At 37.9% G+C, this 25,316-nt stretch carries 27 protein-coding genes; 14 read left to right on the top strand and 13 right to left on the bottom strand.

What is annotated here, in order from left to right:
- Nucleotides 1–30 precede the first annotated feature (30 nt).
- From FJR45_RS02530 to FJR45_RS02500, 7 genes are all read right to left on the bottom strand, one after another.
- The gene (locus FJR45_RS02530; RefSeq protein ID WP_193151205.1) at nucleotides 31–786 is read right to left on the bottom strand and encodes an enolase C-terminal domain-like protein; all 756 of its coding nucleotides are present in this window, start codon (nucleotides 784–786) and stop codon (nucleotides 31–33) included.
- Nucleotides 783–1,172, bottom strand: coding sequence for a hypothetical protein (locus FJR45_RS02525; protein WP_226966460.1), 390 nt, complete (start codon nucleotides 1,170–1,172; stop codon nucleotides 783–785). The genes FJR45_RS02530 and FJR45_RS02525 overlap by 4 nt, the downstream gene beginning before the upstream one ends.
- A 191-nt stretch (nucleotides 1,173–1,363) precedes the next feature.
- Complete coding sequence (locus tag FJR45_RS02520; protein WP_193151204.1) at nucleotides 1,364–1,702, bottom strand: hypothetical protein; 339 nt, start codon at nucleotides 1,700–1,702, stop codon at nucleotides 1,364–1,366.
- A 73-nt stretch (nucleotides 1,703–1,775) separates the two neighbouring features.
- A complete protein-coding gene (locus FJR45_RS02515) occupies nucleotides 1,776–4,652 on the bottom strand; it encodes a putative inorganic carbon transporter subunit DabA (RefSeq protein ID WP_193151203.1) in 2,877 nt (958 codons plus the stop codon).
- Nucleotides 4,649–5,281 (bottom strand): hypothetical protein, encoded by a 633-nt coding sequence (locus FJR45_RS02510; protein ID WP_193151202.1) that lies wholly within the window; start codon nucleotides 5,279–5,281, stop codon nucleotides 4,649–4,651. Before FJR45_RS02510 ends, FJR45_RS02515 begins: the two co-directional genes overlap by 4 nt.
- A gap of 95 nt (nucleotides 5,282–5,376) precedes the next feature.
- Nucleotides 5,377–6,987, bottom strand: a complete 1,611-nt coding sequence (locus FJR45_RS02505; protein WP_193151201.1) for a proton-conducting transporter transmembrane domain-containing protein — start codon at nucleotides 6,985–6,987, stop codon at nucleotides 5,377–5,379.
- Between the two features lie 28 nt (nucleotides 6,988–7,015).
- Entirely contained in the window at nucleotides 7,016–7,411 is a 396-nt protein-coding gene (locus tag FJR45_RS02500; RefSeq protein ID WP_193151200.1) for a P-II family nitrogen regulator, read from the bottom strand.
- Between the two features lie 727 nt (nucleotides 7,412–8,138).
- On the opposite strand from FJR45_RS02500, the gene FJR45_RS02495 reads away from it, so the two are divergent.
- The 11 genes from FJR45_RS02495 (at nucleotide 8,139) to FJR45_RS02445 (ending at nucleotide 18,851) form a co-directional block, all read left to right on the top strand.
- Nucleotides 8,139–8,708 carry a carbon monoxide dehydrogenase beta subunit family protein gene (locus tag FJR45_RS02495; protein WP_151901043.1) on the top strand — a complete coding sequence of 190 codons (570 nt, stop codon included), beginning with the start codon at nucleotides 8,139–8,141 and terminating at the stop codon, nucleotides 8,706–8,708.
- A gap of 4 nt (nucleotides 8,709–8,712) precedes the next feature.
- Nucleotides 8,713–9,915 (top strand): transketolase C-terminal domain-containing protein, encoded by a 1,203-nt coding sequence (locus FJR45_RS02490; protein ID WP_193151199.1) that lies wholly within the window; start codon nucleotides 8,713–8,715, stop codon nucleotides 9,913–9,915.
- 1 nt (nucleotide 9,916) lies between these two features.
- Nucleotides 9,917–10,786 (top strand): thiamine pyrophosphate-dependent enzyme, encoded by an 870-nt coding sequence (locus FJR45_RS02485; RefSeq protein WP_193151198.1) that lies wholly within the window; start codon nucleotides 9,917–9,919, stop codon nucleotides 10,784–10,786.
- The gene (locus FJR45_RS02480; protein WP_193151197.1) at nucleotides 10,786–11,487 is read left to right on the top strand and encodes a 2-oxoacid:ferredoxin oxidoreductase subunit gamma family protein; all 702 of its coding nucleotides are present in this window, start codon (nucleotides 10,786–10,788) and stop codon (nucleotides 11,485–11,487) included. Before FJR45_RS02485 ends, FJR45_RS02480 begins: the two co-directional genes overlap by 1 nt.
- A gap of 118 nt (nucleotides 11,488–11,605) precedes the next feature.
- Nucleotides 11,606–12,577, top strand: coding sequence for a GTP-binding protein (locus FJR45_RS02475; RefSeq protein WP_193151877.1), 972 nt, complete (start codon nucleotides 11,606–11,608; stop codon nucleotides 12,575–12,577).
- Between the two features lie 418 nt (nucleotides 12,578–12,995).
- Nucleotides 12,996–13,709: a carbon monoxide dehydrogenase beta subunit family protein gene (locus FJR45_RS02470; protein ID WP_193151196.1), complete on the top strand. Its 714-nt coding sequence runs from the start codon at nucleotides 12,996–12,998 to the stop codon at nucleotides 13,707–13,709.
- A 12-nt stretch (nucleotides 13,710–13,721) separates the two neighbouring features.
- A complete protein-coding gene (locus FJR45_RS02465; RefSeq protein ID WP_193151195.1) occupies nucleotides 13,722–14,906 on the top strand; it encodes a transketolase C-terminal domain-containing protein in 1,185 nt (394 codons plus the stop codon).
- Between the two features lie 12 nt (nucleotides 14,907–14,918).
- On the top strand, nucleotides 14,919–15,827 hold the full coding sequence (locus FJR45_RS02460; RefSeq protein WP_193151194.1) for a thiamine pyrophosphate-dependent enzyme: 909 nt from the start codon (nucleotides 14,919–14,921) through the stop codon (nucleotides 15,825–15,827).
- A 1-nt stretch (nucleotide 15,828) separates the two neighbouring features.
- The gene (locus FJR45_RS02455; protein WP_193151193.1) at nucleotides 15,829–16,539 is read left to right on the top strand and encodes a 2-oxoacid:ferredoxin oxidoreductase subunit gamma family protein; all 711 of its coding nucleotides are present in this window, start codon (nucleotides 15,829–15,831) and stop codon (nucleotides 16,537–16,539) included.
- Between the two features lie 404 nt (nucleotides 16,540–16,943).
- On the top strand, nucleotides 16,944–18,203 hold the full coding sequence (gene tig, locus FJR45_RS02450; RefSeq protein WP_193151192.1) for a trigger factor: 1,260 nt from the start codon (nucleotides 16,944–16,946) through the stop codon (nucleotides 18,201–18,203).
- A gap of 3 nt (nucleotides 18,204–18,206) precedes the next feature.
- Nucleotides 18,207–18,851 carry a leucine-rich repeat domain-containing protein gene (locus tag FJR45_RS02445; protein WP_193151191.1) on the top strand — a complete coding sequence of 215 codons (645 nt, stop codon included), beginning with the start codon at nucleotides 18,207–18,209 and terminating at the stop codon, nucleotides 18,849–18,851.
- Here the strand turns inward: FJR45_RS02445 and FJR45_RS02440 are convergent.
- On the bottom strand, nucleotides 18,844–19,119 hold the full coding sequence (locus FJR45_RS02440) for a GNAT family N-acetyltransferase (protein WP_193151190.1): 276 nt from the start codon (nucleotides 19,117–19,119) through the stop codon (nucleotides 18,844–18,846). The genes FJR45_RS02445 and FJR45_RS02440 overlap by 8 nt on opposite strands.
- 180 nt (nucleotides 19,120–19,299) lie before the next feature.
- Between FJR45_RS02440 and FJR45_RS02435 the strand changes: the two genes are divergently transcribed.
- Both FJR45_RS02435 and FJR45_RS02430 read left to right on the top strand, forming a co-directional pair.
- The gene (locus FJR45_RS02435) at nucleotides 19,300–19,887 is read left to right on the top strand and encodes a hypothetical protein (protein ID WP_193151189.1); all 588 of its coding nucleotides are present in this window, start codon (nucleotides 19,300–19,302) and stop codon (nucleotides 19,885–19,887) included.
- 150 nt (nucleotides 19,888–20,037) lie between these two features.
- On the top strand, nucleotides 20,038–20,340 hold the full coding sequence (locus FJR45_RS02430) for a hypothetical protein (RefSeq protein WP_193151188.1): 303 nt from the start codon (nucleotides 20,038–20,040) through the stop codon (nucleotides 20,338–20,340).
- Between the two features lie 14 nt (nucleotides 20,341–20,354).
- On the opposite strand, the gene FJR45_RS02425 is transcribed toward FJR45_RS02430, so the two are convergent.
- From FJR45_RS02425 to FJR45_RS02415, 3 genes are all read right to left on the bottom strand, one after another.
- Complete coding sequence (locus FJR45_RS02425) at nucleotides 20,355–20,720, bottom strand: hypothetical protein (RefSeq protein ID WP_193151187.1); 366 nt, start codon at nucleotides 20,718–20,720, stop codon at nucleotides 20,355–20,357.
- 103 nt (nucleotides 20,721–20,823) lie between these two features.
- On the bottom strand, nucleotides 20,824–21,273 hold the full coding sequence (locus FJR45_RS02420; protein WP_193151186.1) for an MOSC domain-containing protein: 450 nt from the start codon (nucleotides 21,271–21,273) through the stop codon (nucleotides 20,824–20,826).
- Between the two features lie 75 nt (nucleotides 21,274–21,348).
- Nucleotides 21,349–22,476 (bottom strand): DUF819 family protein, encoded by a 1,128-nt coding sequence (locus FJR45_RS02415; RefSeq protein WP_193151185.1) that lies wholly within the window; start codon nucleotides 22,474–22,476, stop codon nucleotides 21,349–21,351.
- Nucleotides 22,477–22,540: 64 nt separating this feature from the next.
- Between FJR45_RS02415 and FJR45_RS02410 the strand changes: the two genes are divergently transcribed.
- Nucleotides 22,541–23,284 carry an exonuclease domain-containing protein gene (locus FJR45_RS02410; RefSeq protein WP_193151184.1) on the top strand — a complete coding sequence of 248 codons (744 nt, stop codon included), beginning with the start codon at nucleotides 22,541–22,543 and terminating at the stop codon, nucleotides 23,282–23,284.
- Here FJR45_RS02410 and FJR45_RS02405 read toward each other — a convergent pair.
- Both FJR45_RS02405 and FJR45_RS02400 read right to left on the bottom strand, forming a co-directional pair.
- Complete coding sequence (locus FJR45_RS02405; RefSeq protein WP_226966459.1) at nucleotides 23,262–24,599, bottom strand: Na+/H+ antiporter NhaC family protein; 1,338 nt, start codon at nucleotides 24,597–24,599, stop codon at nucleotides 23,262–23,264. The genes FJR45_RS02410 and FJR45_RS02405 overlap by 23 nt on opposite strands.
- 57 nt (nucleotides 24,600–24,656) lie before the next feature.
- Nucleotides 24,657–25,280, bottom strand: coding sequence for a GNAT family N-acetyltransferase (locus tag FJR45_RS02400; RefSeq protein WP_193151183.1), 624 nt, complete (start codon nucleotides 25,278–25,280; stop codon nucleotides 24,657–24,659).
- Between the last annotated feature and the right edge of the window lie 36 nt (nucleotides 25,281–25,316).

Here is a 25,316-nt window from a genome sequence, read left to right as displayed (position 1 = left end):
AAGATTTATTTTATTTTTCGTGGGATTTACCTACTCTTCATACACTCTTTTGACATCCTCAAGTGTAAAAACAGCTTCATCCGCAAGAATAGGAACAGTGCTTTTTTGGGTTATTATTTTCAGGCTCTGTAAATCATCTGCAACTACAGGCTGTTCAATCAGGCTTACATGTAATCCCTCTACGGTCTCAGCATAGTATAATGACTGTTCAAGACTCCACGCCTGGTTGGCATCTATGAGCACCTCTGCATCCACAAGCGTCTCACAAATCATTTTTGTAACTGCAACAGCATGGTTTATGTCACTGCCAAGCTTTACTTTTAAAATATGAAATCCGTTGTCAAAAGCTTTTTTCGCATCTGCAAGCATTCTCTCTGCATTATTGAGACTGACAGTAATATCGGTAAAAACCGGAGAAAAATCTTTTGTGCCGAGATACTCTAACAGTGTCTGATTATTCTGTTGTGCCAGCAAAGAGACAACGGCCATATCAAGAGCGGCTTTTGCACTCGAACCCATTGCACTGCCATGGATTACATGTAAAGCCTCACCCGGTGCAAGACCAAGCAAGGCATCTTTCAACCCGCCAATCGCATTTGCAATGCTTTGCAAATCTTCCCCTGTCACTGCTTTTGTGGCAGGTGCTTCGCCATAAGCATAAAAACCTTGGTTACATGTAATCTTCACACGGATAAACAGCACATTTTCTACCCGTCTGAGTGCTGTGACAAACGGCGTTTTCAGTGCTCTTTTCTTTGTCTGTGTCTCTATCTTCTGTATTTTCACACTGAGGCCATATATATAAAAAACGGATAAAGCAAAAGCCCTGCATACGGCAGATACGGTCCTATGGGAGTAAGCAATACCTGGGCAAACTCTTTTGATATCTCTTTTTTTATAAAAACCTGATCAATCATAATAATTTTACTTACAATATCAGCAGTTTTAAAAGAGAGTAATGCCAAAGCATAGGGATTATAGTGGGTATAAAACAAAAACCAGACAGCAAAATAAAAGGTCGGGTGCATAATCAGAAAAAGAAGAACATTTTTATGATAATAGCGGTACATACGTGCCAGCATATCCATAAGTGTCCCAGCCTTCTGCCACTGCACTTCATAAAATTCCAGAAGCATATACAGCACAAGAAAGACAATAAGATAATCCTGCATCAAATTTCACTCACTTTTTTTATGCAAGTATAGCAAAATAAAAATAAGCAATATTTCGGAATCGGTACTTTCTAACGCTAAAGCGTGACTTGTGAAAAAAACTAAATTTTTTTCTGTAGTGCCGGCTGTTGCAATAGTCCTGCCACTCTCAGCCGGCACTGAAGTACCGGTTCCGAAAAAGATGCCTGGCTTTAAAAATCAGAGCTTGGTGTGTTGCAGTTTTCTTTTCCGTTTGGTGTGCTTTCAGAGGCATCAAAACCTATAGTTACGCCACTTCTTTGTACCAAGTCTCTTGCATCTTCGATATCTTCATCTTCATCTTCTACAGGTCGCACAGTACTGTGAATGATTATTTTGTCTCCATAGTCTACTGCCTGAAAAAAGTGTTTCATACAAAACTCCTGATTCATTCGGCACTCCATTACTCTTGCCTTATTGATCATATCTTCTCTTGACTCAAATGTCATATTGTTTTCAAATCCGCTTTTTTTAAAGCAACTGCACTCTTTGTCAATTTCTATTGTATACATTAATCTTTCCTTTGTATAGTATTACTTATTTATATCACTTTGCGCTTAAAAGTATGGTTAAGAAAACATACTATTAAAACTCTTTTATAACTTTAAAATCACCTGATTCATACGAATAGACCTTCTTCGCTTTTTTGTCAATGATGACAGGTCGTATCCATTCATTTAAAATAAACTCTTTGGCTACCGAATTTTCAACCGCCTTGCCCACTGCTTCCAAAGGGGCTTCCATATAGGTAAGCAGTCGTACCGGTTCATGGTAGGCTTTGCCCTCGAGCATAACAGACTGTGTCGGGAGTCCTATTTTAAGATCCCCGTAGTTACCGTTAAAAACCCCGACTTTTGCAACAATGTTATGATAGACTTTGGAACCTGCCCCATAAACTGTATTGTCTACTGTGGAAAAATAGTGTTCAAGATTAATCCACTCACCAACAATAAGAGGTCCGTTGAAAATTTTTGTCAAAATATCCGCATTTTCATTATCCAAAGAGGCATCATACGAGTGCATAAAAAGCCGGTTTTGAAATGCCATGTGTTTTATAGAGTTTCTTGGACCGGCAAAAACACCCATATTTCCTGCCAGTCCCCACTCCGGTCTTGGTTCTGACCAGTCCATTGATTTCACCATGATATCTTCCTGGGTATTTGTATATGGCAGCTGGGTGATTCTTTCCTGGCGCGCAATTTTTGAAGCTTCTTCAAAATCCGCCATAACCTTTTTGAATTTTTGCAACTCTTCTTGCGTGAGAACATCTGTATCATAAAATTTTATCTCATCTGTACTCGTTACATGTAAAGCCGGCATAAATTTAACATCATCAGGAATGACAATTCCTTTTTTAGCTATAGCTTCTCTTACATCTTGCGAATTGGCTATCATACAGAGGGCTCTGTTGTTTGGCAAACTGCTGCTCCCGCCACATGCGCCACAGTCAAGTGCCGATTCAAACGGGTTGTTGTCTGAAACACTTTGGTGTCCGCAGAGAATGACAAACTCGGCAAAATTATCCACCTGACCTATCATCATCAAAAAACTGTAGAGGTATTGTACTTTCTCTTCAAGTGTAAATCCGACCATTTTGAGTTTGTTCTTCTGATACTCATAATCTTTGCGTGTTATTTTGTACTTCGTGCGCAGTTTTTCCAGCAACTCTTTTGGAATATCCAGTGACAACTCTTTTTCGAAAACCAGATGATCACGAATGTCCTGAATCTCTTCTGCCGCATACTCCTGCGATGCACTGTTTTTCAAAGCTTCCACAATCACATACTTGTGTATTTTGTTGACATACATCTCTATCTCTTGTTCTGAGAGTTTGTCCAGCGTATATGTGGTTTTAGGCTTTTGTGCTTTGAAGCCGGACAGAAATTTGTTTGTTTTTCTTGGAGAAAATGTTTTACCAAAAAGATTTATTCCAAAAATCCAGCCTATTGCCTCTACCATTATATAAGGAGTATAAGGATTGTTTTTTAAATCACTTAAAACTTTTTTTGTAGTTTTGTTCATAATTTTTTTCGAACTGTACTCTTCATGCGCTTCTTTTGGGAGTTCAAATATAATATTGCCGGGTTTTACCACCGCCGGACATAAAAACTGTTCATGTGCCTTGTCAAACTCCACAAAAGCAATAGGAAAACCTAAAAAGCCTCCTGCCCCGTATGTTACATAATTACCTCTGCTCTCCAGAGATCTTCTCATCAGTTCCGAACGCACATCCAGACAAAATGTGGCAGAAGCCAGAGGCCTCTGCCCATCAACTGTTTCCGTCAGTTTCATCTCATCAATAAAAGCATGAATATAGCTGTCTTCAAGAGATTTCAGCCAGATATATCCCTCTTCTGAACGCAGTGTTTCCATAATTTTGGCCAACTCTGTCAAGGCAATCTTTTTATTATTCAGCTGAGCACTTGAGAGATGTACCTGCTTGGCATCGAGTTTGAGTTCATCCTGCACATAGTTTTCTAAAATCTGTTCATAATCTTGATGCTCCTGTATGGCATCTATATATTTGCCGGGCAGATCCCCTTTTGCCTGCAGTATTTTCAAAATGACACAGGCACTGTTTTTTTTCACAAAAGAGTCCAGCAGTTCGAAATTGTTGATTTGTCTGTGCTGAAGATAGGCAAGTTCAAAATAGAGTCTGATCGCCATATAATCCATAAGTGATGACGGATACTCCTGCTGTGAAAAATAGTCAGGATCTTCAGAACGGTATTTTATAAATCCTGCCCATCCGTGCAATTTTAAAATATGTGCAAGCAGATACTGCTCGACATTTTTCACTTTCAGCTTTTGAAGCGCTTCATTCACAAAAGACTCAGAGTCCTTCGCATAGTCAAAGTTTTCATACAGTTTAAATGTTTCAAACATTCCCAGTTCTCTGTTTGGCATAGTGATGGTTGTCAGTTGCTCATCCAGAAATCTGGTGATGTACTCAATAATATCTTTTTCTATCATCTCTTTGTTATCATGCTCAAAAAGAATATCATTGATCTCATAGAGTGTCATATGCTTTGTCAGTTTTTCTATCCACTTTTCTTTGTTATGATAAAAAAACTTTTCATCAAGATATGCCAACAGGTCTTCATCAATTTCATGTTCGTTTAAATCTGCAGTGCTTCGAAGACTGTTCCATTTCGGGTTAACTTCTGTCAGGCATTTTTTTGCCAGATCATAATGTTCCTGCAATCCGTCACTTTTGAGTATCTCTTTTAAGTTTGCTTCCAGCAAATCAGAATTGATTTTACCCTCTTTGTAAAGATTCAGATAATACGACGGTTGCATGTAAACATTCCCGCCAAAAATACTCTGTGCCTTGGCCACTCCCTCTTTAAAATGGAGATGTTCAAAACCTTTTAAAGGGTTGTGATGAATAAATGCGCCGATTGGCCAGTAGTGGGGTACCGTGCCTTTGACAGCATCAAGCTTTTGCATGATTGTACTCATAAAAGCAGCTCCTTCAGTCCATATATACTCAGTCCGAGTAAAACTGTAACAACAGATAAATGCAACAGTTTTTCTTTAAAAGTCAAATCCACATAGTGAATATTTAAATTCGGCTTTCCAAAAAGTGACTTTTCCATAACTCTCATAGCCAAGAAAAAGTTTCCTGTAAAAAGTGTTATAACAACTATAGACCAAAGCCTGAACGGTTCCCCCGTAAAGAGATAATTCAAAAAAAAGAGCGAATTTGGAAAGGGAGGATAGAGAGCTATACAAAGCAGATACACAGTAATATAGATACTCAGATAAGGTGTGGCAAGTGTTACGCCTCTTACAGCAAGATAGTTTGCACTGCCATAATTTTTTTCATAAAACCTTCCTATAAAATAGATCCCAAGCAGAGAGACCAGCAAAGAGAGACTGTAAAAGGCTCCCTTGTCTTCAAAAAGCATAAAAAACGGAGCATTTATAAAAATAAAATAGTATCCGAGCTTATAAAAATTTGTTGTTTTTGTAGCCCTGTATATAGTATACAATGCACTGAAAAACGATATCACGACAAGTGAAGTCGGATGTTCATTTTCTATGAAAAAAGAGAGTATTATTGCACATAAAAGCAAAAGGCCACTCAATAAAAAGATACCTTTGCTGCCAATCCTCTTGCTTTTTTCCAGAAAAACATAATAAGGAAATCCTGCGGCTAACACAAATAATAAAATACCAGATATCATAGTCTCCCTTTTTTAGAACGCTTAAATATTTCAAAATAGAACCCTTCTTTTGCCAACAGTTTGTAAAAGAGCCACTTCATTTTACTTGGTTTTATGTCAGCATGGGAAATTTCCACAAAATGCTGTTTATACATAAAGAGCCAGCCAATAGTCATAATGACAGCCAGCATAACCATGGAACTTGCCATCGTCACATTCAGTGTTGCCGCTTTATAAAAGAGTAAGGCATCCTCACCATATAAAAAATGCTCAAGTGTCAGACCGATAAACTCATAGGTAAACAAAATCAGAACAAATGTGCTGACAAGTGCCAGAATAACTTGTATCGAATCAGACTTTGAGACTTTAAAGAATGACAGGAAAAGCTGTGTTCCTGTCAACCAGGCAAAGGCGAGTATAACAATAGCCGCATTAAATTCAAAGAACTCTTCACTCAGTACCATTTTCACCCCTATAAAAGCCAGAACCGGCAAAATGGTAAAAAGTGCAATCAGATAAAAGAGTCTGTTACTCCTGTTGCCTGTTTTATCCTCCCAAAATACTTTATAGGAGAGGCGTTCGGGTATATTGGGATCATGTCGGGCATATTTAATCAAAGCCCCTGATTCCAAGAAGAGTGTTGCTTTGAAAATACCGTGCACGATAAGATGATAGACGGCAAGTGAAAATGCACCCAAACCGATTTCCATGATCATGTACCCCATCTGTCCTACAGTAGAGTATCCGAGAGAACGCTTGATATCTGATACCACCAGCATCAAAGCCGATGCAAATATTGCGGTAAAAAGTCCAATGCCAAAAGCGATATTGAGTACGCCCGGCGTCAGCATCAACAGATAAGCAAGCTTGTTGAGCAGTATACCGCCTACATTGACAACACCCGCATGCATCAATCCCGATACCGGGGTTGGCGCTTCAGAAGTGTAAGGCAGCCAGATATGAAACGGCACGATGGCAGATTTCATCATCGCGGCAATTAAAAAAAGCAGCCCGATTACAAAGATTATCGGCTCATCAACCGATGTTTTTGACATAAGCAGCCACTTTTCACTCAGCGTTGCAAGATCGAGACTCTGAAATGTTTTATATGTCAGTATCACAGCCAGTAAAAAAACCAGATCGGCGCCTTTGTGTATATACATAGTCCATCTTGCATTTTTTACTGCTGTTTTTGAACCGACATTAAATGAGACAAGCAGATACAGACCGATACTCATCAGCTGCCATGCCAGAGCCAAAACAATCAGATTGTTACTCATAACCAGTAAATATATTGACGCAAAAATAAAGTTCAAAAGAATGAAAAATCTTTTATACCCTGCTTCATCCCACATATATTTTGTAGCATATTTACGAATTACCAGACCAAGAATTGCAACATAGGGCACCAAAACGGCTGAAAGCTGATTATATATAAGCAGGCCGCCAAATCCTGTGATTTGGGTATCATTGCTTATAACATAATACGCTCCGTAGAGTCCGAGCAAGGCTATCATACTGGACAAAATAAGACTGATTTTCGGAATAAACTCTTTTTTCTTCACAAAAATCAGCAAAAATGCTATCACAATAGGAATACCCGGAATAAGCAGTATAATTTTTTCCATTAAAACTCCTGTTTTCTGGTGCTAATACTTAGCTCGCCGGTGTATCAATAGCACTGAAAGCATCTAAATCAATATCATTCGATTTTTTCTTGTTTTTCACTATAGTCTTTTCCAAAGCATCCAAATCTCTTTCGCCGGTACGGATACGTTCAACTTCCAACACAGGCACGACCCAGATTTTTCCTGCACCGTGCTCTATGTCCTGTGCATTTGCACGAATAGCCTCCATTGCTTTGTCTTTATAAATCTTATTGGGAACTATAACAATAACCATTACCTTTTCTGTCAATTCGGTTTCTGTACCGTCCCAACAACCTTTTCCTAATACTCTTGTTACAGTAACACCCTGTATTCCCTCTTCTTCTAAGCCATGCAACACATCATTAAGTGCTGACGGATCTATAATACTATTAACCTGAACCATATTGAACCCTTTTATATTTATATGGCAGCAATTTAAACATTATAACTTTTAAGCTCGGCTAAAAATAGAATCAGTCATAGATTACTACAGCTAATATTTAGGTTAAATCTCACTATACAGCCATTTGAGATAATCCGGCTATCCTTTGGTGTTACATATTGTAACACCAATATATCCTCATTGCTTCAAAAAGTAGCACAAGACCCGGCAAAACAACTTATTTATGCAGGTCGATTGTTTTACAAAAAATATTTATCTTATAAATTAAAGAGAATTTAAAGGACTTTCCAAGTAAACTCCCAACTGAAAACATAAAATGTTGCTGATAAAAAGTATATTTCTATATTTTTTGATGCCACAAAACTGATAAAGATACTTAAAATTGATTAAATTTTCAATTGGCTGGTATTTTATGTTTAAGTCATATATAGGAGAAAAAATGTATTATGTAGCAAAAGTTAATGCTGACATGTGTGCGGAGTACAAGTGTAATACATGTACTCTGTATTGCCCCGAAGCGAATACACTCATGTTTGATAAAAGCGGAAATACATCTTGGGTTGATGTAGACAGATGTAAAGGGTGTGCATTATGTGTATACGTATGTACTGATATGCTCAATCGTGATTGTATTACGATGGAAATGCCTAACGTTGAAGCAGTCTAAGTCTAAGTTTTAGATTTAAGTAACAAATAGAGTAAAATAAAAAAAATCATAGGAGAACTTATGGCAAACCAAGGTCCTGCGTATTATTCACCATATCCTGCGGCTACGTACGAAGGTGTAATAACACCACCAGAAGGAAAAGCACTTTTATTAGAAGATGTGGTAGATGAAGAAACGGCAATGAGAGAAATTGCAAAACAGATGTTGACAAAAGAAAATGCAACAATTTTCCCCGGTCCACAAGTACTTTACGCATGGAGCGATGAAGCAAAAAGAAAAGCAACTCTTATCAAAGAGATGGCAGAAGTTCTGAATGCAAACATGATTCCAATGTATGACTACAGACCAAAATATCCAAAAATTGATGCTGAAGTTGAAATCAATCCAAATCATCCAAACTTGACGATTTGGGAAAACAAAATCAAAGCAGCAATTTTTATCGGTGTTCACTGTCATTATGCAAATGTTGCATTAAAGATTGTTAGAGCAGAAACAGACTGTTACACTATAGCAATGTGTGCTTTATCCGGACATGAAGATGCAATGGCTACTATTAGAGACCAACATGCTTCTGATCTTGAAAAGTTCATTAAAATAGCTAAAGAAGTTAAATCAGAGTTGGGAGTATAAAACAATGAGTAAACGAAGTGATATGACAAACACACACAACTGGTCTGGACAAAAATTAGTTTCAACAGACTATTTGCTTTTCGAAGCTCCTAGAGAGAAACACTTCATGACTGGTTCTGAAGTTTTAAAAGAAGCAATGAAAAGATGTACGGTAGATGCCTCGGTATCTTACCCAATTACACCACAATCAGAAGCAGCTCACCTTATTGGTGAACTATGGGCTGAAGGATATGTCGGTACTTATTTTAGAGGTGAAAACGAATTTGGTGTAATGTCTGAAGTTGCAGGCTGTGCAATGGCAGGTGCCAGAACAGTTACGACAACTTCCGGACCAGGTACACTCAGAGCGATGGAGAACTTTCCTCAGTGGTCAGGTACAAGAATACCTTGCCAGTTGGTTTTAATGGCTCGTGGTATCAACTCACCACTAACGATTCAACCAGATAATCTTGAGGTTTCTTTTATGTTAGAAACTGGATGTATGATTTGGTATGCTGAGAATGTTCAAGAACTATTTGATATGTCAATTGCAGCATTTACTGTTGCTGAAAAACCTGATGTTCATGTTCCAATTATTACAGTAGTTGACGGTTTCTTTGTATCACATACAAGAGAAGCAGTAATGCTTCCAGCTGATGATATTGCACTAGAGCCGTATGATCCATATAAAGCTCCATTACCTCCAATTGACTCAGAAACACCTCCGGGACGTTTTTTAAGAGATCCGTTTGTAATGAAATCAAACTATATCTCTTATGCAACACATGCTTCTTGGCAATGGGAAGTAAGATCAGCCGTAGAGCGTTCACGCCCTTATGCAGAGCACTACCTCAAAGGTCTTATCCACATTACTGGTGAAGATGATGCAGAAATTGCATTCGTTACATGTGGAACGGCATCAAACCAGGCAAAAGAGGCACACAGAGAGCTTATGAAACTTGGCATAAAAACTAAAGTTATCAAGCTAAGAACAATCAGACCTTTCCCTGCCAAAGAACTTCTTGCAGCTGTTGAAGGTATCAAACATATTTTCGTACCTGAATTCAATGTTGTCGGATGGTTAGAAAAAGAAGTAAGAAAAGAACTCTACAACAAGTGTGAAGCAGACATTGTCGGTGGACCGAGAGTCGCTGGTGGTATGAGTATGCCTGCTGAAGCAATTATTGCGGAAGTTATGGAAAAAATCAACCCGGGAAAAGGAGCATAAGATGGCATTAGATATCTATAAAATAAATCCAGAATTTCGTGATATTATGCCTCAAGAGATTATAGATCTTGAGGAAAAAGCTACATGGTCAGTCAAAATGGACAAACCACGTGGTATCAAGGAACTTCCTGACACAAAAGAGTTGCTAGAAGAGCATTCACTCTGTGCCGGTTGTCCTGAAGCGGCTGCATTGAGATATGTACTTTCTGCACTGCCAAAACCGGAAGATACAATTATTGTAAACTCTACAGGATGTACATCTTTAATGTTCCCGCATATCGCGCTTCATACTGTGCATTCACTCTTTGGTAACCAAAATGCAGTTGCATCAGGAATCAAAAGAGTGCTTGACTGGAGATTCCCGGATATTGAAAAAGATGTTGTTGTTTTAGCCGGAGACGGTGCTACTGTTGATATCGGTCTGGACTATACACTTCAGTCTTTCTTTAGACAGGAAAATATCACTACTATCTGTTTTGACAATGAAGTCTATGCAAATACGGGTGGACAGGAGTCTGGTGCTACAGCAAAAGGACAAGTCTTTAAAATGGCGCCTATGGGTAAAAAGTTTGACAAAGTTCCTATGTGGGAATTAGCAACAACTTCAGGATGTCACTACTCTGTAAATATGACAGCTTCTGCTCCAAAAGCAGTTGCTAGAGCAGTCAGAGAAGCAATATTGATAGCAAGAGAAATCGGACCGACTTTCCTTAATATTTACACACCGTGTATTCTTGAAATCGGTTTAAGTGCAAATGAAGGCCTTGGTGAGATGAAAGATCAGGATAAAGACAGATTCGCATCTTACAAACATGTTTCACCTGAAGCAGAAGAATTTTTGAAAAAATGTAAAGAAGAAGGGCGTATATAATGGCAAAAGATTCAATAAAAATCAGAATGCCTGGTCTTGGCGGCCAAGGCGCGGTAACAGCAGCACACATTGCTGCTACAGCTGCAGATACAGAAGGTTACTACGCTGTATCAAATCCGTTTTTTGGTGCTGAAAAGAGAATGGCGCCATCTGAAAGTTATGCAAGAATAGGGACAGTGCCTATTTATGACAGAGGGGAAGTTATCTACCCTGATATCATTATGATTTTTCACCCGCAGGTTATTACTATGGGTAAATCATACACAATGCCTTTTTATGCAGGTATCAAAGAAAACGGTCTTGTAATCATCAACAGTGACAGAGACCTTTTAACAGATGATGATAAAAAAACATTGAGTGATTTGAATGTAAAAGTGCTTACGAAAGACTTTACTCAGTTTGCTATTGATATGGCGGGAACTGAACTTGCAACAAATATGGCAATGTTAGGTGCACTGTTTGGAGCTTTAGGAACTGTTAGTAAACCTGCTATTGAAGAGGGAATTAAAGATAGATTTCTTAAAAAATATACAGCTTCAGGTGGTACAGCTACACTTGACTCGGTTATTGAAAAAAAATTCAAGAAGAAGCAAGAGCTTATTCAAAAAAATCTTGATACTGCTTCAGCAGCATTTGACTTAACAGTTGACTGGTGTAAAGAAGTCGGATTTGAGCAGATTTTAGAATCTCCAAAAAAATAACTACTTAGTAGCTACTGTTATTAAACACAGTAGTTGCTTTTTTTTAATTTTATATTATAATACTTCAGAACATTCTGTTCTATAACAAACACAATCCCATACTAAAAAGGCTGACCCCATCATACAATCTTTTATAATTACAGGATTTTTAGGTGTTGGAAAAACTACCATGCTTACAAATACTGTCAAAAAATATTTTAAAAACAAAAAAATAGCAATAGTTGTCAATGAATTTGGTGATATAGGAGTTGACAGTAAAATTCTTACAAATGTACACAGTGAAGTACTTGAGATATCAGAAGGGTGTATTTGCTGTAAATTGGCACAGGAATTCGAAAGCGGTGTGAGTGAAATTGTCAACAAATACAATCCCGACATCATATTTGTAGAAACCTCCGGTGCCTCCGAGCCTTTTCCGATTTTTCTCTCTTTGCAAAATCTCGGTATCTCCATTGAAGGTATCATATGTGTTGTCGACGCAAAAAACTTTGATACATACAAAGAGAACTCTACCGCCAAGTATCAACTAGGCGGTTCCAACATTATCATACTCAATAAAGTCGATTTGGTAACACCTGCAGAACTTGAAGAAGTAAAAAAAGAGGTTATACAGATAAAAGAAGAGTATAACATTAAAAACAATCTCACTGGAGAGACGGTATTTAATAACTATATGATTCACTATGCAGAGCAGGGTCTGGTAAACAAAGAGGTATTTGAAGGCGTTTATCAAATAGATGAAGTCATTGGCCTGGCAAAAGACTACAAGCATCTTGATCATACAGGCAAGGACTCTATCACCCAAAAAGTAGCCTATCTCAAAGAGAATGTACGCTTTAATGATATAGACCAACTCCTCAGTGCCCTTCCCAAGAGCATCTACAGGACAAAAGGCATTGTAAAAGTTACCGATGTACCCAATCCTATATTTATCAATTACTCTTTTGGTGATGCCAGCTATGAAGAGCTGCCCGAGTATAAAGAAAAATCTCTCTTGATCTTTATCGGTGAGAGTATTGCAGATGATGTAAAACTACTCAGTCAAAAATTTCCTTTTTTGATTCTTCCTCAATTCAGTATAAATAAGTAATTTATACTGTGTAAATTCTACACACCTTTCTTTATGCTTTCTCTCCAAACTCCCTGCAGATACTAAAATTCCAATAGCGTCTACAGGGGAAACAGGCGAAAAAGTTACAGGTTTTTTCCAAAAAATTAATCTTAATAAATTAAATAATATTTTTATGTTTATTTTAAGAATAAAAACAAAGAGAAATAATATTCTCTGTAGCCTCCTGTATGAGGAGCTCTGTTTGCCGTACTTATTTGCAATTCTTATCTTATAAATAATAATATAAAATACTAATAATAATAATTCGCAAATTCAACTAGATGAAAGAAAATAGTCTTAAAATTAAAATATAGTTACCAAGCTTAACTGCGTGTTAGGGCATTTCGATGTAATTTATCGAAACTTTTTCGTATTCGTACTAAATAAGGAGGTAACAATGTTAAAAAAAGTAACAGAAGGTCCGGCTGGGTATATGCCTCAATCGGCACCATATATGGGAGTTGAACTTGCACCTGAAGGGCAGGCTTTGCTTTATGGAAATAAAGTAAGTGAAGAAGAGGCTATGAGAGATGCAGCAAAAGCATTGCTGACTCGAGATAACCCGACAATTTTCCCTGGTCCACAAGTATTATGGGACTGGAAAGATGATGTTGCGGCAAAAGCAGAAGCGCTTTTAGAGCTGGCATCTGAAATTCCAAACTGTAAAATTATTCCAATGCCGGATTACAGACCAAAGTACCCTAAAATTGATGTGAAGGCGGAGATTAATCCTAATCACCCCAACCTTACAATTTTAGATAATAAAATCAAAGCGTGTGTTTTTGTCGGTGTACACTGTCACTATGCAAATCTTACTCTTAGAATGATACGTGCAGGTACAGACTGCTACACTGTGGCATTATGTGCTTATATGGGTCATGAAGAGGCTATGGCATCAATTAGAGACCTTCATGCAGAAGATATTACTAAATTTAAAGAAATTATAATTGAAGAAAGAAATAAACTAGGCATTGAGTGGGAAACTACTTTACCACCTGAAAATCCATCTTTACCTAAAGAAGATTTGACTACATTATCACCTGCTGATTATGGTGAGTACAGAAGTCTCATCATGACAAGAAAAGGTGAACATGTTACTGAAGTTGAATAAAGGAGATAATCAATGAGTCCAAATCCAGAAAAAAAATTAGAAAAAACATTAGTAGATATTAACTATCTGTTAAAAGAAGCTCCGAGAGAAAAGCACTTTATCACAGGTGCTCAGGCAATGGCAGAAGCCGTTAAAAGAGCAAGTGTTGATATGGCAATCGCCTACCCTATTACACCACAGTCAGAGGTAATGCACCTTGTTGGTGACATATATGCGCAAGGTCATATCAAAGAGTACTACAGAGCTGAAGAAGAGCTTGGCACCATGTCTGCTATTGCAGGTGCTGCAAGAGCGGGTGTACGTCTGTTTACAGCTACTTCAGGACCGGGTCTACTTCGTGGTTTAGAGGCGATTGTTTCTTGGCCAGGTCACCGTGTACCGGCAGTTCTTGGTATATTGACACGTGTTATCAATGCACCGTTGTCTATTCAGCCAGATAATATCGAAATGGCATATATGATGCACTGTGGTGCTGTTATGTTACATGCTGAAAATCAGCAGGACACATTTGACTTCACATTGGCAGCATTTGCTATTGCTGAAAAAGTTGATGTTTACATTCCGGTTGCTGTTGCTACAGAAGGTTTCTTCGTAACACACGCAAAAGGCTATGTGGAAATGACTCCTGAAGATATGGCACTGAATGAATTTGATCCGGTTGCTGCACCGGTTCCTGCGATGGACAATGAAACTCCACCGGCAAGAATCCAACGTGATGCACCTGTTCAAAAATCAAATTTTATGTCTTACCTGATTCATGCTGTATGGCAACAGGAAATCTGGGATTCAAACAAACGTGCAATGAAATATATTTATGAATACCTTGGTGGACCGATTGAAGTGAAAAACCCTGAATCTGAAGTATTCCTTATTGCTTCCGGTTGTGCAGCTGCACAGGCAAGAGAAGCATGGAGATATGCACAGGAAGCCGGCTTAAGCGTTGGTTTAATCAAGGTAAGAGCTATCAGACCATTCCCTATTGATGAGATCAGAGATGCAGTTAAAAATGCAAAATCTATCATAGTCCCAGAACACAATATTATCGGTTGGTTGTGTAAAGAAGTCAAAGCGGCGATTCCAAATGGTGGAATTGTTACAGAGGGACCAAGAGTATACGGTGGTATGACACTTCCGGTTGAGTTGATTATGAAAGAAATTCATAACTCACTTGGCTTAGAATACGACCTAAAACTATAAAAAGGAGAGAAAATGAGTTTAAAATATATAACTCCGGCAGAGAGATTTAAAAAATATCTACCAAAAGATTATGTAGAACTAGTTGACTACGGTCCGTTTGGAAAAACACAAGAAGAAGCTGGTCCAGGTAATATGGGGCAGTTTAAAGAGCTCGTTGAAGAACACCCGATGTGTTCTGGTTGTTGGATGGCATACTACATCAGACTGATTTTTGCTTCACTTCCAAATCCGGAAGATACAGTAACATTGGGTACAGCCGGTTGTGGTCGTTTGGCTATCTCTCAGGCTGCGGTACCGTTTATCTATGGTAACTACGGTGACCAAAATGCTATGGCATCAGGATTGACACGTGCGTTCAGATTACGTTTTCCTGACAAAACAAAAGATGTTATTACTATTGCCGGTGACGGTGGTACTATGGATATCGGTTTTTCAATGACTATGCACTCATGGATTCGTGGTGAAAAATTTACTACAATCATGCTTGACAATGAAGTTTATGGAAATACAGGTGGACAATCTTCAGGAATGTCTCCACAAGGTGCTATTCTTAAAATGGCACCAAAAGGAAAAGACTTCGGTAAAATGCCGGCAACAGAGCTTGCAAGAGCAGCTGGTTGTGTGTACACTGTAAGAATGTCTCCGACAAACATCAAAAAAGCGGCGAAGATTATCAGACGTGCGATATTTGTTGCAAGAGAAGTCGGACCGACATTTATTCATGCATATACATCATGTAATATCGAGTATTCTATTCCTACACATGAAGTATTTGCAGATGCAAAAGCACAGGAAAAAGATCGTTTTACATTTGAAGAGTACATGACGGATGAAGCAAAAGAAGTCATCGAACGTGTAGAAGCTGAAGAAAAAGCGGCAAGAATGGCAAGAAAAGCTCAAAAAACAGAGGCGGTAAATTAATATGGCTGATAAAACAAGAAAAAAAAGATATAACATACGTATTTCCGGATTAGGTGGGCAAGGTGTTGTAACAACTGCGCATATCCTTGGTTCAACAATGGATAATGCAGGTCAATATGCATCTTTGGTACCATTTTTTGGTTCTGAAAAAAGAATGGCACCTGTTGAAGCTTATGTAAGAGCTTCAACAGAGCCGATTTATGAAGTTGGTGAGGTTGTATATCCGGATATTATCCTGATTTACCACTCACAGGTTGTCACACACGGTAAGTCTTACACGATGCCATTTTACACAGGTCTGAAGCCTGACAGTTTGATTATCATCAACTCTGAAGTAAATGTACTTGATGAAGATGATGTAAAAGTTTTAAAAGACTTAAGAGCTACTGTTGTTCAGTTTGATGCTACAAAACTTGCACTTGATACTGCAGGAACAGAACTGGCAACAAATATGGCAATGATGGGTATGATGCTTGGACTTATTAACCTTGTAAGTATTGACAATATTGAAACAGCGGTGAAAGAAAGATTCCTGGGAACATCATTCGTTTCTTCAGGTGGTACAGCTATGCTTGACTCTGCAATAGAAAAAAAGTTCAAGAAAAAAGAAGAGTTACTCCAGAAAAATATGGATGTAATCAGCAAGACTTTTGAAATGGCAAACTCTATTGATTTAGATACTGCTGATTTAATTATTAAGTTCGACATATAAAAGGATAATAAATGTATTATGTAGCAAAAGTGAATTCTGACATGTGTGCTGAGTACAAGTGCAATACTTGTACTTTGTATTGTCCCGAAGCAAATACACTCATGTTTGATAAAAGCGGAAATACATCTTGGGTTGATGTAGACAGATGTAAAGGGTGTGCATTATGTGTATACGTATGTACTGATATGCTCAATCGTGATTGTATCACAATGGAAATGCCTAACGTCGAAGCAGTATAATTACTGTACCCGTAAGTCATCCTTTATGGGTGGCTTGCCTCCTCTTTTTATTATGTCAATCCCCATAAGATTTAAACAATCTTTTATTATTTATCCAACTTCGTACAAAAAGTTACTTTTAGACAATAATGTTAAAATAATACTATTAAAACCAAAAGGATCAGAGTGGAAGTCTCAGTAAAAAAAATCGACGATATTAACTTTATTTTAAGTGGTACAGTTGAGAATCGTACAATAGAAACCAAAGTGGCAGAATTTAAAGAAAAACTCTCCAAAGATACAAATGCTGATGCACAAAAAAGTGAAAATATTGAGCAAGAAGCCGCTGGCGAAGTCTTTAAAGAGTTCATTAATGCAGGAATCAAAGAAGCAAACATAGATATTAAAACTATATTGGGACAGCCTCTTCTTAAAAAATATGAACAGCAGGGAGAGAATGTATACTTTGAAGTAGCACTTTCAGTCAGTCCTGTAGTTGATGTTGATGCACTCGATTACAGCGAAATCGTGCCCGATTTTACAAAACCAAAAGCAGACCCTGAGGCTGTAGAAGCCAAACTGACAGAATTTGCCCAACAACAAGCGCCATTTACACCTATTGAAAAACCAAGATCCCTGCAAAAAGGTGATGTGGCTGCAATAGACTTTAAAGGTTTCATTGACGGTAAACCTTTTGAAGGCGGCAGTGCCGAAAAATTCAATCTGAAAATCGGTTCCAACTCATTTATTCCAGGCTTTGAAGAACAGCTTATTGGAATGGAATACGGCGAAGAGAGAAGTATAACCGTCACTTTCCCTGAGGATTATCAGGCAGCTGACTTAGCCGGCAAAGAAACCAACTTTGATGTAAAACTTCATGAAATCCAGGAACAAAAAGCCCAGACACCTGATGATGCTTTTGCTCAAAAAATTCTTAGTGACCCTTTGGCAACTCTTGAGACACTTAAAGAAAAATTTGCGGACCAAATTATCTCCGAAGAACTTTCACGACTCTATATGGAAGAGTTAAAGCCAAAAATTGTCAATACCCTGCTTGAAAAATTTAATTTTACACTGCCTGCAAACATTGTTGAGCAGGAGATAGATGCAAAAGTACGTGAAAAAACAAAAAACTATACAGAAGAAGAACACAAACAGTTTCTCGAAGATAAGGAAAAATTTCTCCAACTGAGAGAATCCGTACGCAAAGAGGCTCAAGATGTTGTAAAAACCGCACTGATTGTCGAAGCGTTGGCAAAAAAAGAAGGTATAGAAGTGCATCTTCAGGAAGTTCATGCAGCCCTTGGTTATCAGGCGATGATGACAGGTCAGGATGCCCAGGAACTTGTAAAATACTATGAAGAAAACAATCTGATGACATCTGCGAAGATGGGACTGACCGAAGACAAACTCTTTGGAAAACTCTTAGGGTTTCACAAACAATAAACAATGATTCATAAACTTTGGCTCTGGGCCGACAAAAACAATATATCGGATTTGGAGTGGATAGAGCATGATTCTTATCTCAAAGGCGGATACTACAGAGGAATTCCTCGGGATAAAGAGACTTTACTTGCATTAGAAGAACTCAATCTTCTTGGCAGCCAGGTTTCTGATTTACCTCCGGAAATAGGTACGCTTACACAGTTGAAAAAGCTCTATCTTCTTGGCAATCAGATTACTGAGTTACCAAAAGAGATAGCTGGTTTGAGTAATTTACAAGAGCTTTATCTTGCGGGGAACAGACTAAAAGAGCTACCAAAAGAGATAGGATCTTTACAAAATCTCAAGCTGCTGCTTCTTCAGGAAAACCAACTTACAGAGATACCCAAAGAGATAGCTTCACTGAAAAATTTACAATCATTGGAATTGGGAGGGAATCAACTTGCATCTCTTCCTGCTGAAATCGGACAATTAAAAAATTTAAGAAAATTTACTTTTTGGAAAAACAGACTCTCTACACTCCCTTTAGAAATTACAAATCTAATAAACCTAAAGGAGTTAGACTTTACCTATAACAGACTTACATTAACACAAGATCATGCAAAATGGCTAGAGAGTCTAATACAAAATAATTGTTCAGTCTCTATATAAACAGATGACTTTTATCAGGATTTTTCTCCTGGTATTTTACAATATAAGAGCACTTTGCTACAGCTTTTTTGTCCGCCTTTTCTATCTCTTTGAGTACATCTTCAAGTAAAGTTTTTGCAAGCCCTTTACCTGCCAATGCATCTGGTACAATTGTGTGTGTCAGATGCATATTTCCATCTTGATCATCATAAGTGATATAGGCTACATGACCGTCGATATGATATTCGTATTTGCACTCATCTGCATTGTGTATTAAAGTATGTGACATTTTTATATCCTTTTATTTTTCTTTGTATTTTATCACCCTAAATTTAAAAAAAAACTATCCTAACAATTAAATCACTTGTCAAACCTTTATATAAGCCTAAGAAACAAAGATATTTTGTTATTTAACTTCAAATTAGTGCAATTTAACCTAAAATACAAAAAAAGATTATGAGGTATAAATATGGCTACTGAAGAAACTAAGCGATATATGGAACTGCAAATGCAAGAGCTTAAAGAAGCTTGTGCAGCTACAGAAGAAGAAAACCCAACTCCAAAAAAGAAAAATAATAACAACAATAAAAATGCTGAAATTGCCAAACTCTATGAAGATGCAGCAGAATATGAAGAAGATCTTAAAGGCTTCGAAGCAGAGTTAGAGATTGTAAAAACAAACAGTTTTGCAGACATTCCTAAATTACTTGTTGAAAATTTTTCCAGCGATGAGAGAGACTATGTACAAGAAATCAAAAACTTGTTAGAACTTACATGGAAGAATTATGTTCAAGAGCAAAAACCAGATGCTCAGGAACAACTTAAAATTATTCAATTAACAGAGTTAAGCGATCTAATCAATACGCTTGCTCAAGCATACCCAGACGATGAAGGTGATTTTGAAACTAAAATAAAAGATATACTTATAACACGATGGGAAACACTTATCGCAATAAAAAAAGAGCATATTAAAGAAGAAATAGCTGAAATAAAAATCATGGGATTAAAACCAAATTATGTACAAAGAATATATAAACAATTCCATGGTATAGAATAAATAAATCTAATAAAAGAAGAGGAGAACTTTTTACTCACTTGTCATATTCTTTTCAAAAAGACTCCTCTTTTTTACAGAAATATTTTTAAATTAGTTATAATAATTACATAGGCTTACAATATAAGCTATATTATTTTAGGAGGATTTGTTATGGATAATGAAATTATAGAAAAATTAAAAAAAGTTGTTGCACTAGTAGACAAAGCAGCGATAGACCCAGATATTGATATTGACTACTGTATCCCTGGAGTTGAAACAACAGTAAAAGAGTGTGATGTATCTGAAACCCCTTTTGTTTTAGTTACCTATGTTTTGGGGGATTACAACAAGCATACACGCAAGATTCATTTAGACAAAACACTGCTCAGAGAAACACCTGAAGAGATTGCCAACAGAATCACATTTTCCATTGAAGAGTTTAAAGGTGAGATAGATTCTGTAGAGATGGGCTGATGCCCTCTCTGCTCTTATTTTATGCTAAAAGGAACTTCATCCAGTGAAAAATCTTTTAATCTCGCAGTAATCCATTTATACTCTTGAGAATTTTCATTCACATAAAAATAGAGTGACCCACCGTCTTCATCGTTTTGAACAAGAATATTACTGCTGTTTTGCACTTCCCAGGCTGCTAAGCCCTCATATTGCGTGAACTCTTTTGCAAGCACATAGCTTTGCAGTGTTATTCCCTTTTCCAGTGAATAAAAAAGAAATCTTTTAGAAGCGATATCTGAGACCTTTACGGGAGCAGATGAATTCAAATGAAATATTTTATACTCAAAAGTATCCAATAATTCGGACAAAAACTCTTGACTCCATGCCATAACTTTTTTCATACATTGAGAAGTTTCTGGATCTAAATTGTCTCTGTCCAAGTAAAATGTATTATAATCCTTACAGATATTACTGTATTCAATGCCAATGCCTATTTTTTTCAAGTTAAACTTCTTTTACAACTTTTACTTCATTTCCGACCGCAATACCACCGTATTCCAGAGGTGTTACAAAAAGACCGCGCTTTCCTTTTATCAAAGCCGGAAGTTCAGGGGCAAATGCGTATAAATACCGGTAATCTTCACACGGTCCGTTGACTTCAAAAAGCATCTCACCGATTTCTATTATCGAACCTTTGTTGAGATGATACAGATCAACATCCACGTAAATATCTTCCATTAAAAGTCCTCTTTCAAAAACAAGCTCTGCATCTTCAATAATGTCATAACTTTTTTTTGAAACCAAAACCATTGGCTTTATTTCACCGTTGTCATAGTCTCTACTCCCCACAATTCCGTTCTCATCGCAATCAAAGTCTTCACATTTCATACGATGCCCCGCACGCATCATATCAGGCATCGTCACAAACAACGATAATACTTTTCCCTCTGTCATTTTTTATCCTTCATATCATTATAAAATTTTGATGATAGTAACATAATTTGTCTGTAGCCTTATTACTAATTTTAATTAGATAAATAAAATAAGTATGTACCCAACCAAAAGCCCGCCAAAAGTTCCTATCAAATACCCCATAATTGCCATCAGCACACCTATACTTACAAGTGCTTTGTTGTAAGTTGCCGCAAGAATTGGCGCCGAAGCCACCCCGCCTATATTTGCCAATGAAGCAACCGAAATGCTGAATAAATCAAGCTTGAATATCTTTGCTCCCACAACCATTATAAAGGCATGCACAAGCAAAACAGTAAAACCCGCCAAAACATACATGCCAAGACCGCTGAAGTTTTCTATGACAGCGCGCGAACCTATCAGTGCTATTAAAATATAGAGCATGGTTGTTGCCACTTCGTTTGAACCGTTTATAAAACGCAGTTTTGTAAAAGAGCCGAGCACTCCCAAGAGTGTGGAAAAAAGGACAATGCTTGTCGTAGTGTTGAGTATCACGAATTTTTCGGCTATTATCTGAGAAAGCAGAGATGCTCCGAGTGCCAGGAGTATTAGGAGCCAGTATCTTTTTGCACCCATAGAACAGGCACAGCCGATTTTATCCAGATAGGCAAGTTTTTCTTCACTTTTTGTGAATCTGTTGAATATTTTTGCAAAAGGGACCAAAAAAAGTAAGAGCATTACCCATAAAGTATAATTGACACTGTCCACAACCAGTGCATAGGCAAAGGCATCTTCACTTACATGTAAAGCACTTCCGACGGCTATCATATTTGCCGTGCCTCCCATCCAACTACCCGCAAGTGCGCCAAATGCCGCTGCTGTTTCTTTGTCAAACCCAAACAAATATGCAACGGCTATAAAGGCAAAAGCAATGGAAAAAACAGCTAAAGCATAGGCAATCAAAAGTGATTTTCCAAGCTTGAAAAAATGCTTAAAATCCACTTCTAAAAGCATTAGAAAAAGCATTGCAGGGAGCAGATTTGTTTTTGTCAGTCTGTAGATGTTTGTCATCTCCTGATTTTGAGCAAACACTCCCAAAGAGGCAAGCAGCATAGAAAAAGCATATATCAGCACAACAACAGGAATATACTCGAAAAATTTGTGTTTTGTTTTGATTTGTGTAAAACTGAGTGCCGCTACAAGCAAGGCAAGTGTAAAAAGATATACCAAAGGAGAGTCAATCAAAGCTTTAACCTACTTTTTTAGAAGTGTAGCATATAATATTTAAAAACTAAGAAGTGAAAACGTCATGGCAAAAAAATATGTAATTTTAGATACAGAAACAACAGGCACAAATGAAGAAGACAGAATAATTCAACTCGGTTATATGGTTTTAGGCACAAAAGAGATAGAAGTGCATAATGAATTTTGTTCTGCGGATGTAGCAATCAAATATGGTGCGATGGAAGTACACGGGATTACGCCTGATTTGATTGAAGGCAAGCCGCCTTGTGCAGAAACACAGGCATACAAAAGACTGCTGGAGTTAAATACTGCAGAGAATTATCTCATCATTCACAACGCCCCTTTTGATATAACAATGCTCGAAAAAGAGGGATTTACAACACAAATGCAGGTCATTGACACACTCAGAGTTGCCAAACATGTCATGCCGGATGAAGAAGCACACAGACTACAGTATTTTCGCTATAAAATGGCACTCTACAAAGATGAGGCAAAAGAGGCCGAGGCACTTGGTATTGTTGTCAAGGCCCATGATGCCATTGGTGATGTTCTTGTCTTAAAACTCTTTCTCTCCAAACTCAAAGATATAGTCCAAGAGCAGTTTCCAAATGAAAATCCGGTTGAGAAGATGGTCGATTTAACCAACACTCCTATTTTGGTACAGACATTCAGATTTGGAAAACACAAAGGCAAAACTCTTGAAGAAGTTGCCACTGAAGATGCAGGATATCTGCGATGGATGTTGAAAAACATGGAAAACATTGATGAAGATCTGCGCTACTCCATCAACTACTACCTGGAGTCATAAATCCAAACAGTATAAACAGAGCAAAGGCAACAAGACCACTTATAAGTGCATAAGGGAGTTGTGTCTTTACATGTTCGATTACCTCACAATCACTTGCCAAAGAGGAGATAATCGTCGTATCTGAAATGGGGGAACAGTGGTCCCCAAAAACGCCGCCGCTGATAACCGCTCCTATTGCCAAAGCCACATCAGCATCCATCCCCACAGCCATCGGTACGGCAATAGGTATCATAATACTGAAAGTTCCCCAGGATGTACCTGTGGAAAAAGAGATGATGCTGCTGAGCAAAAATATTACTCCGCTTAAAAGAAACAGACTCAAAGACTCATTGGCAAGTGAAGCCAGATATTCTCCTGTTTTCAAGTCAACCGTCACCTTTCCTATGGCAAAAGCAAAAAGCAGTATCACAGCAATTGGGAAAAGCTTTTTGGCACCGTTGACAGCACTCTTTGTATAGGTTGTAACCGACATGTTTTTCGTACCGATGTAGTAGACAAACATTACAAAGAGTGTTGCCAGCATCGTATAAAAAATAGCACTTGAACCACTCCCCTTAAACATATCACCATTACCTGTCATTGCCAAAAACAGAAATACAAATGCAATCATCAAAAATATCGGCAGGATCATATAGCTCATATTGGCTTGAGCGTTTACATGTAAAGCAGGTTTGTCTAAAGAAGGTTTTGCCTTTTTCATCGCCCCGATGTCTATGTTAAACCATACTGCCAAAAAAGTGACGACTAAGGCACTCATGGCATAAAAATTATAGGCAACACTGTGCAGCAGTATATCAACATTGTCCCCTGAGATGGTGCCTGTCTGTACCTGGGTTGCAATCAACCCCAAAAGGAGTGCACCCCAGCCGTTAAGTACAATTAAAGAACTGACAGGCGCAGAGGTGGAGTCACAGACAAAAGCGAGTTTTGCATGCGGTACTTTTTCTTTGTCACAAAGCGGTCTGCCAACAGCTCCGGCTATCAAAGCAGTTATAGAAGATTCTATAAAAATTATGACCCCGATAAAATAACTCACAAGCAAAGCAGAACGTGGGGATCTGACAAGTCTTGTTTTTTGGGTCATAAAAGAGACAAATCCGTTAATGCCTCCGCTTTTTTGCATCAACTCCATAACACTTCCGACAAGTACCGCAAAAGCCAGTGTTTTGAGTATCCACCCTTCACCCAACAAAGAGAAAAAGAGTGCAACTGTAGCATCAGCCGTTGCAAGAAGTGAAAAACCATGCAGAAAGAAAAGTCCTAAAAGTATACCGCCAGATAAAGAGAGTATAATGTTTTTGGTATATAGTGCCAAGACAATGGCCAACAAAGAAGGGAGAACCGAAAGAAAAGAGAGTTCTATAAGAAGCCTTTAAAATTCCATAGCCAGAAGCATAACACCGGCTCTGCCAAAAATTTCTCTGTAAGCATCACACTCTTTTTTATCGACAATTTCAAAACCGAGTCTTTTATAAAAAAGTTCTGCTTCCAATGAACCGATTTCTATAACTGTCTGTACGATGCTATAGCCCTTGAGTCTAGCAGTGAGCAGGCTTTTTTGCATTAATGCCTTGAGTACGCCCACATCAATAAACCCCTCAAGCTCTTCCATAAAATCAAACATCAATCTGCTTTTGCTTGTGTTAAAACTGCATTCATACACAACTTCCAACGGTTTTTGAATCTCATCACCGCAACCTATCTCTTTGAGGGCCTCTTCAAAAGCCTCTTTTGTTGCAATTCTGGGCTCATAGCTGCATAGGCTTCCCACACTCTTTCCGTCCATTTGCGCTATCAAAAAATTTTTGTAATGGCAATGGCTTTTCGCTTGTGTCTGTGTAAGCTTTTGTAGTTTTTCCAAAACTTCTGTATCATTATCTGTCCCGAAGAGCACATCAAAAAGACCCTTCTTTTTCCCCGCTCGTGAACTTTGTAAAATCATTTGTGCTAAAAAAGAAGCATCTTCAGCCGTAGCCTGTTTTATTTTAAGACTCATTATTTTATCCAAACTTTAATTTTATCTATTTTACTC

This window comes from Sulfurimonas sediminis, assembly GCF_014905115.1.
Lineage (GTDB): Bacteria > Campylobacterota > Campylobacteria > Campylobacterales > Sulfurimonadaceae > Sulfurimonas > Sulfurimonas sediminis.
The sequence above is the reverse complement of the archived record's forward strand: the minus strand, read 5'-3'. Positions and strand labels throughout refer to the sequence as shown.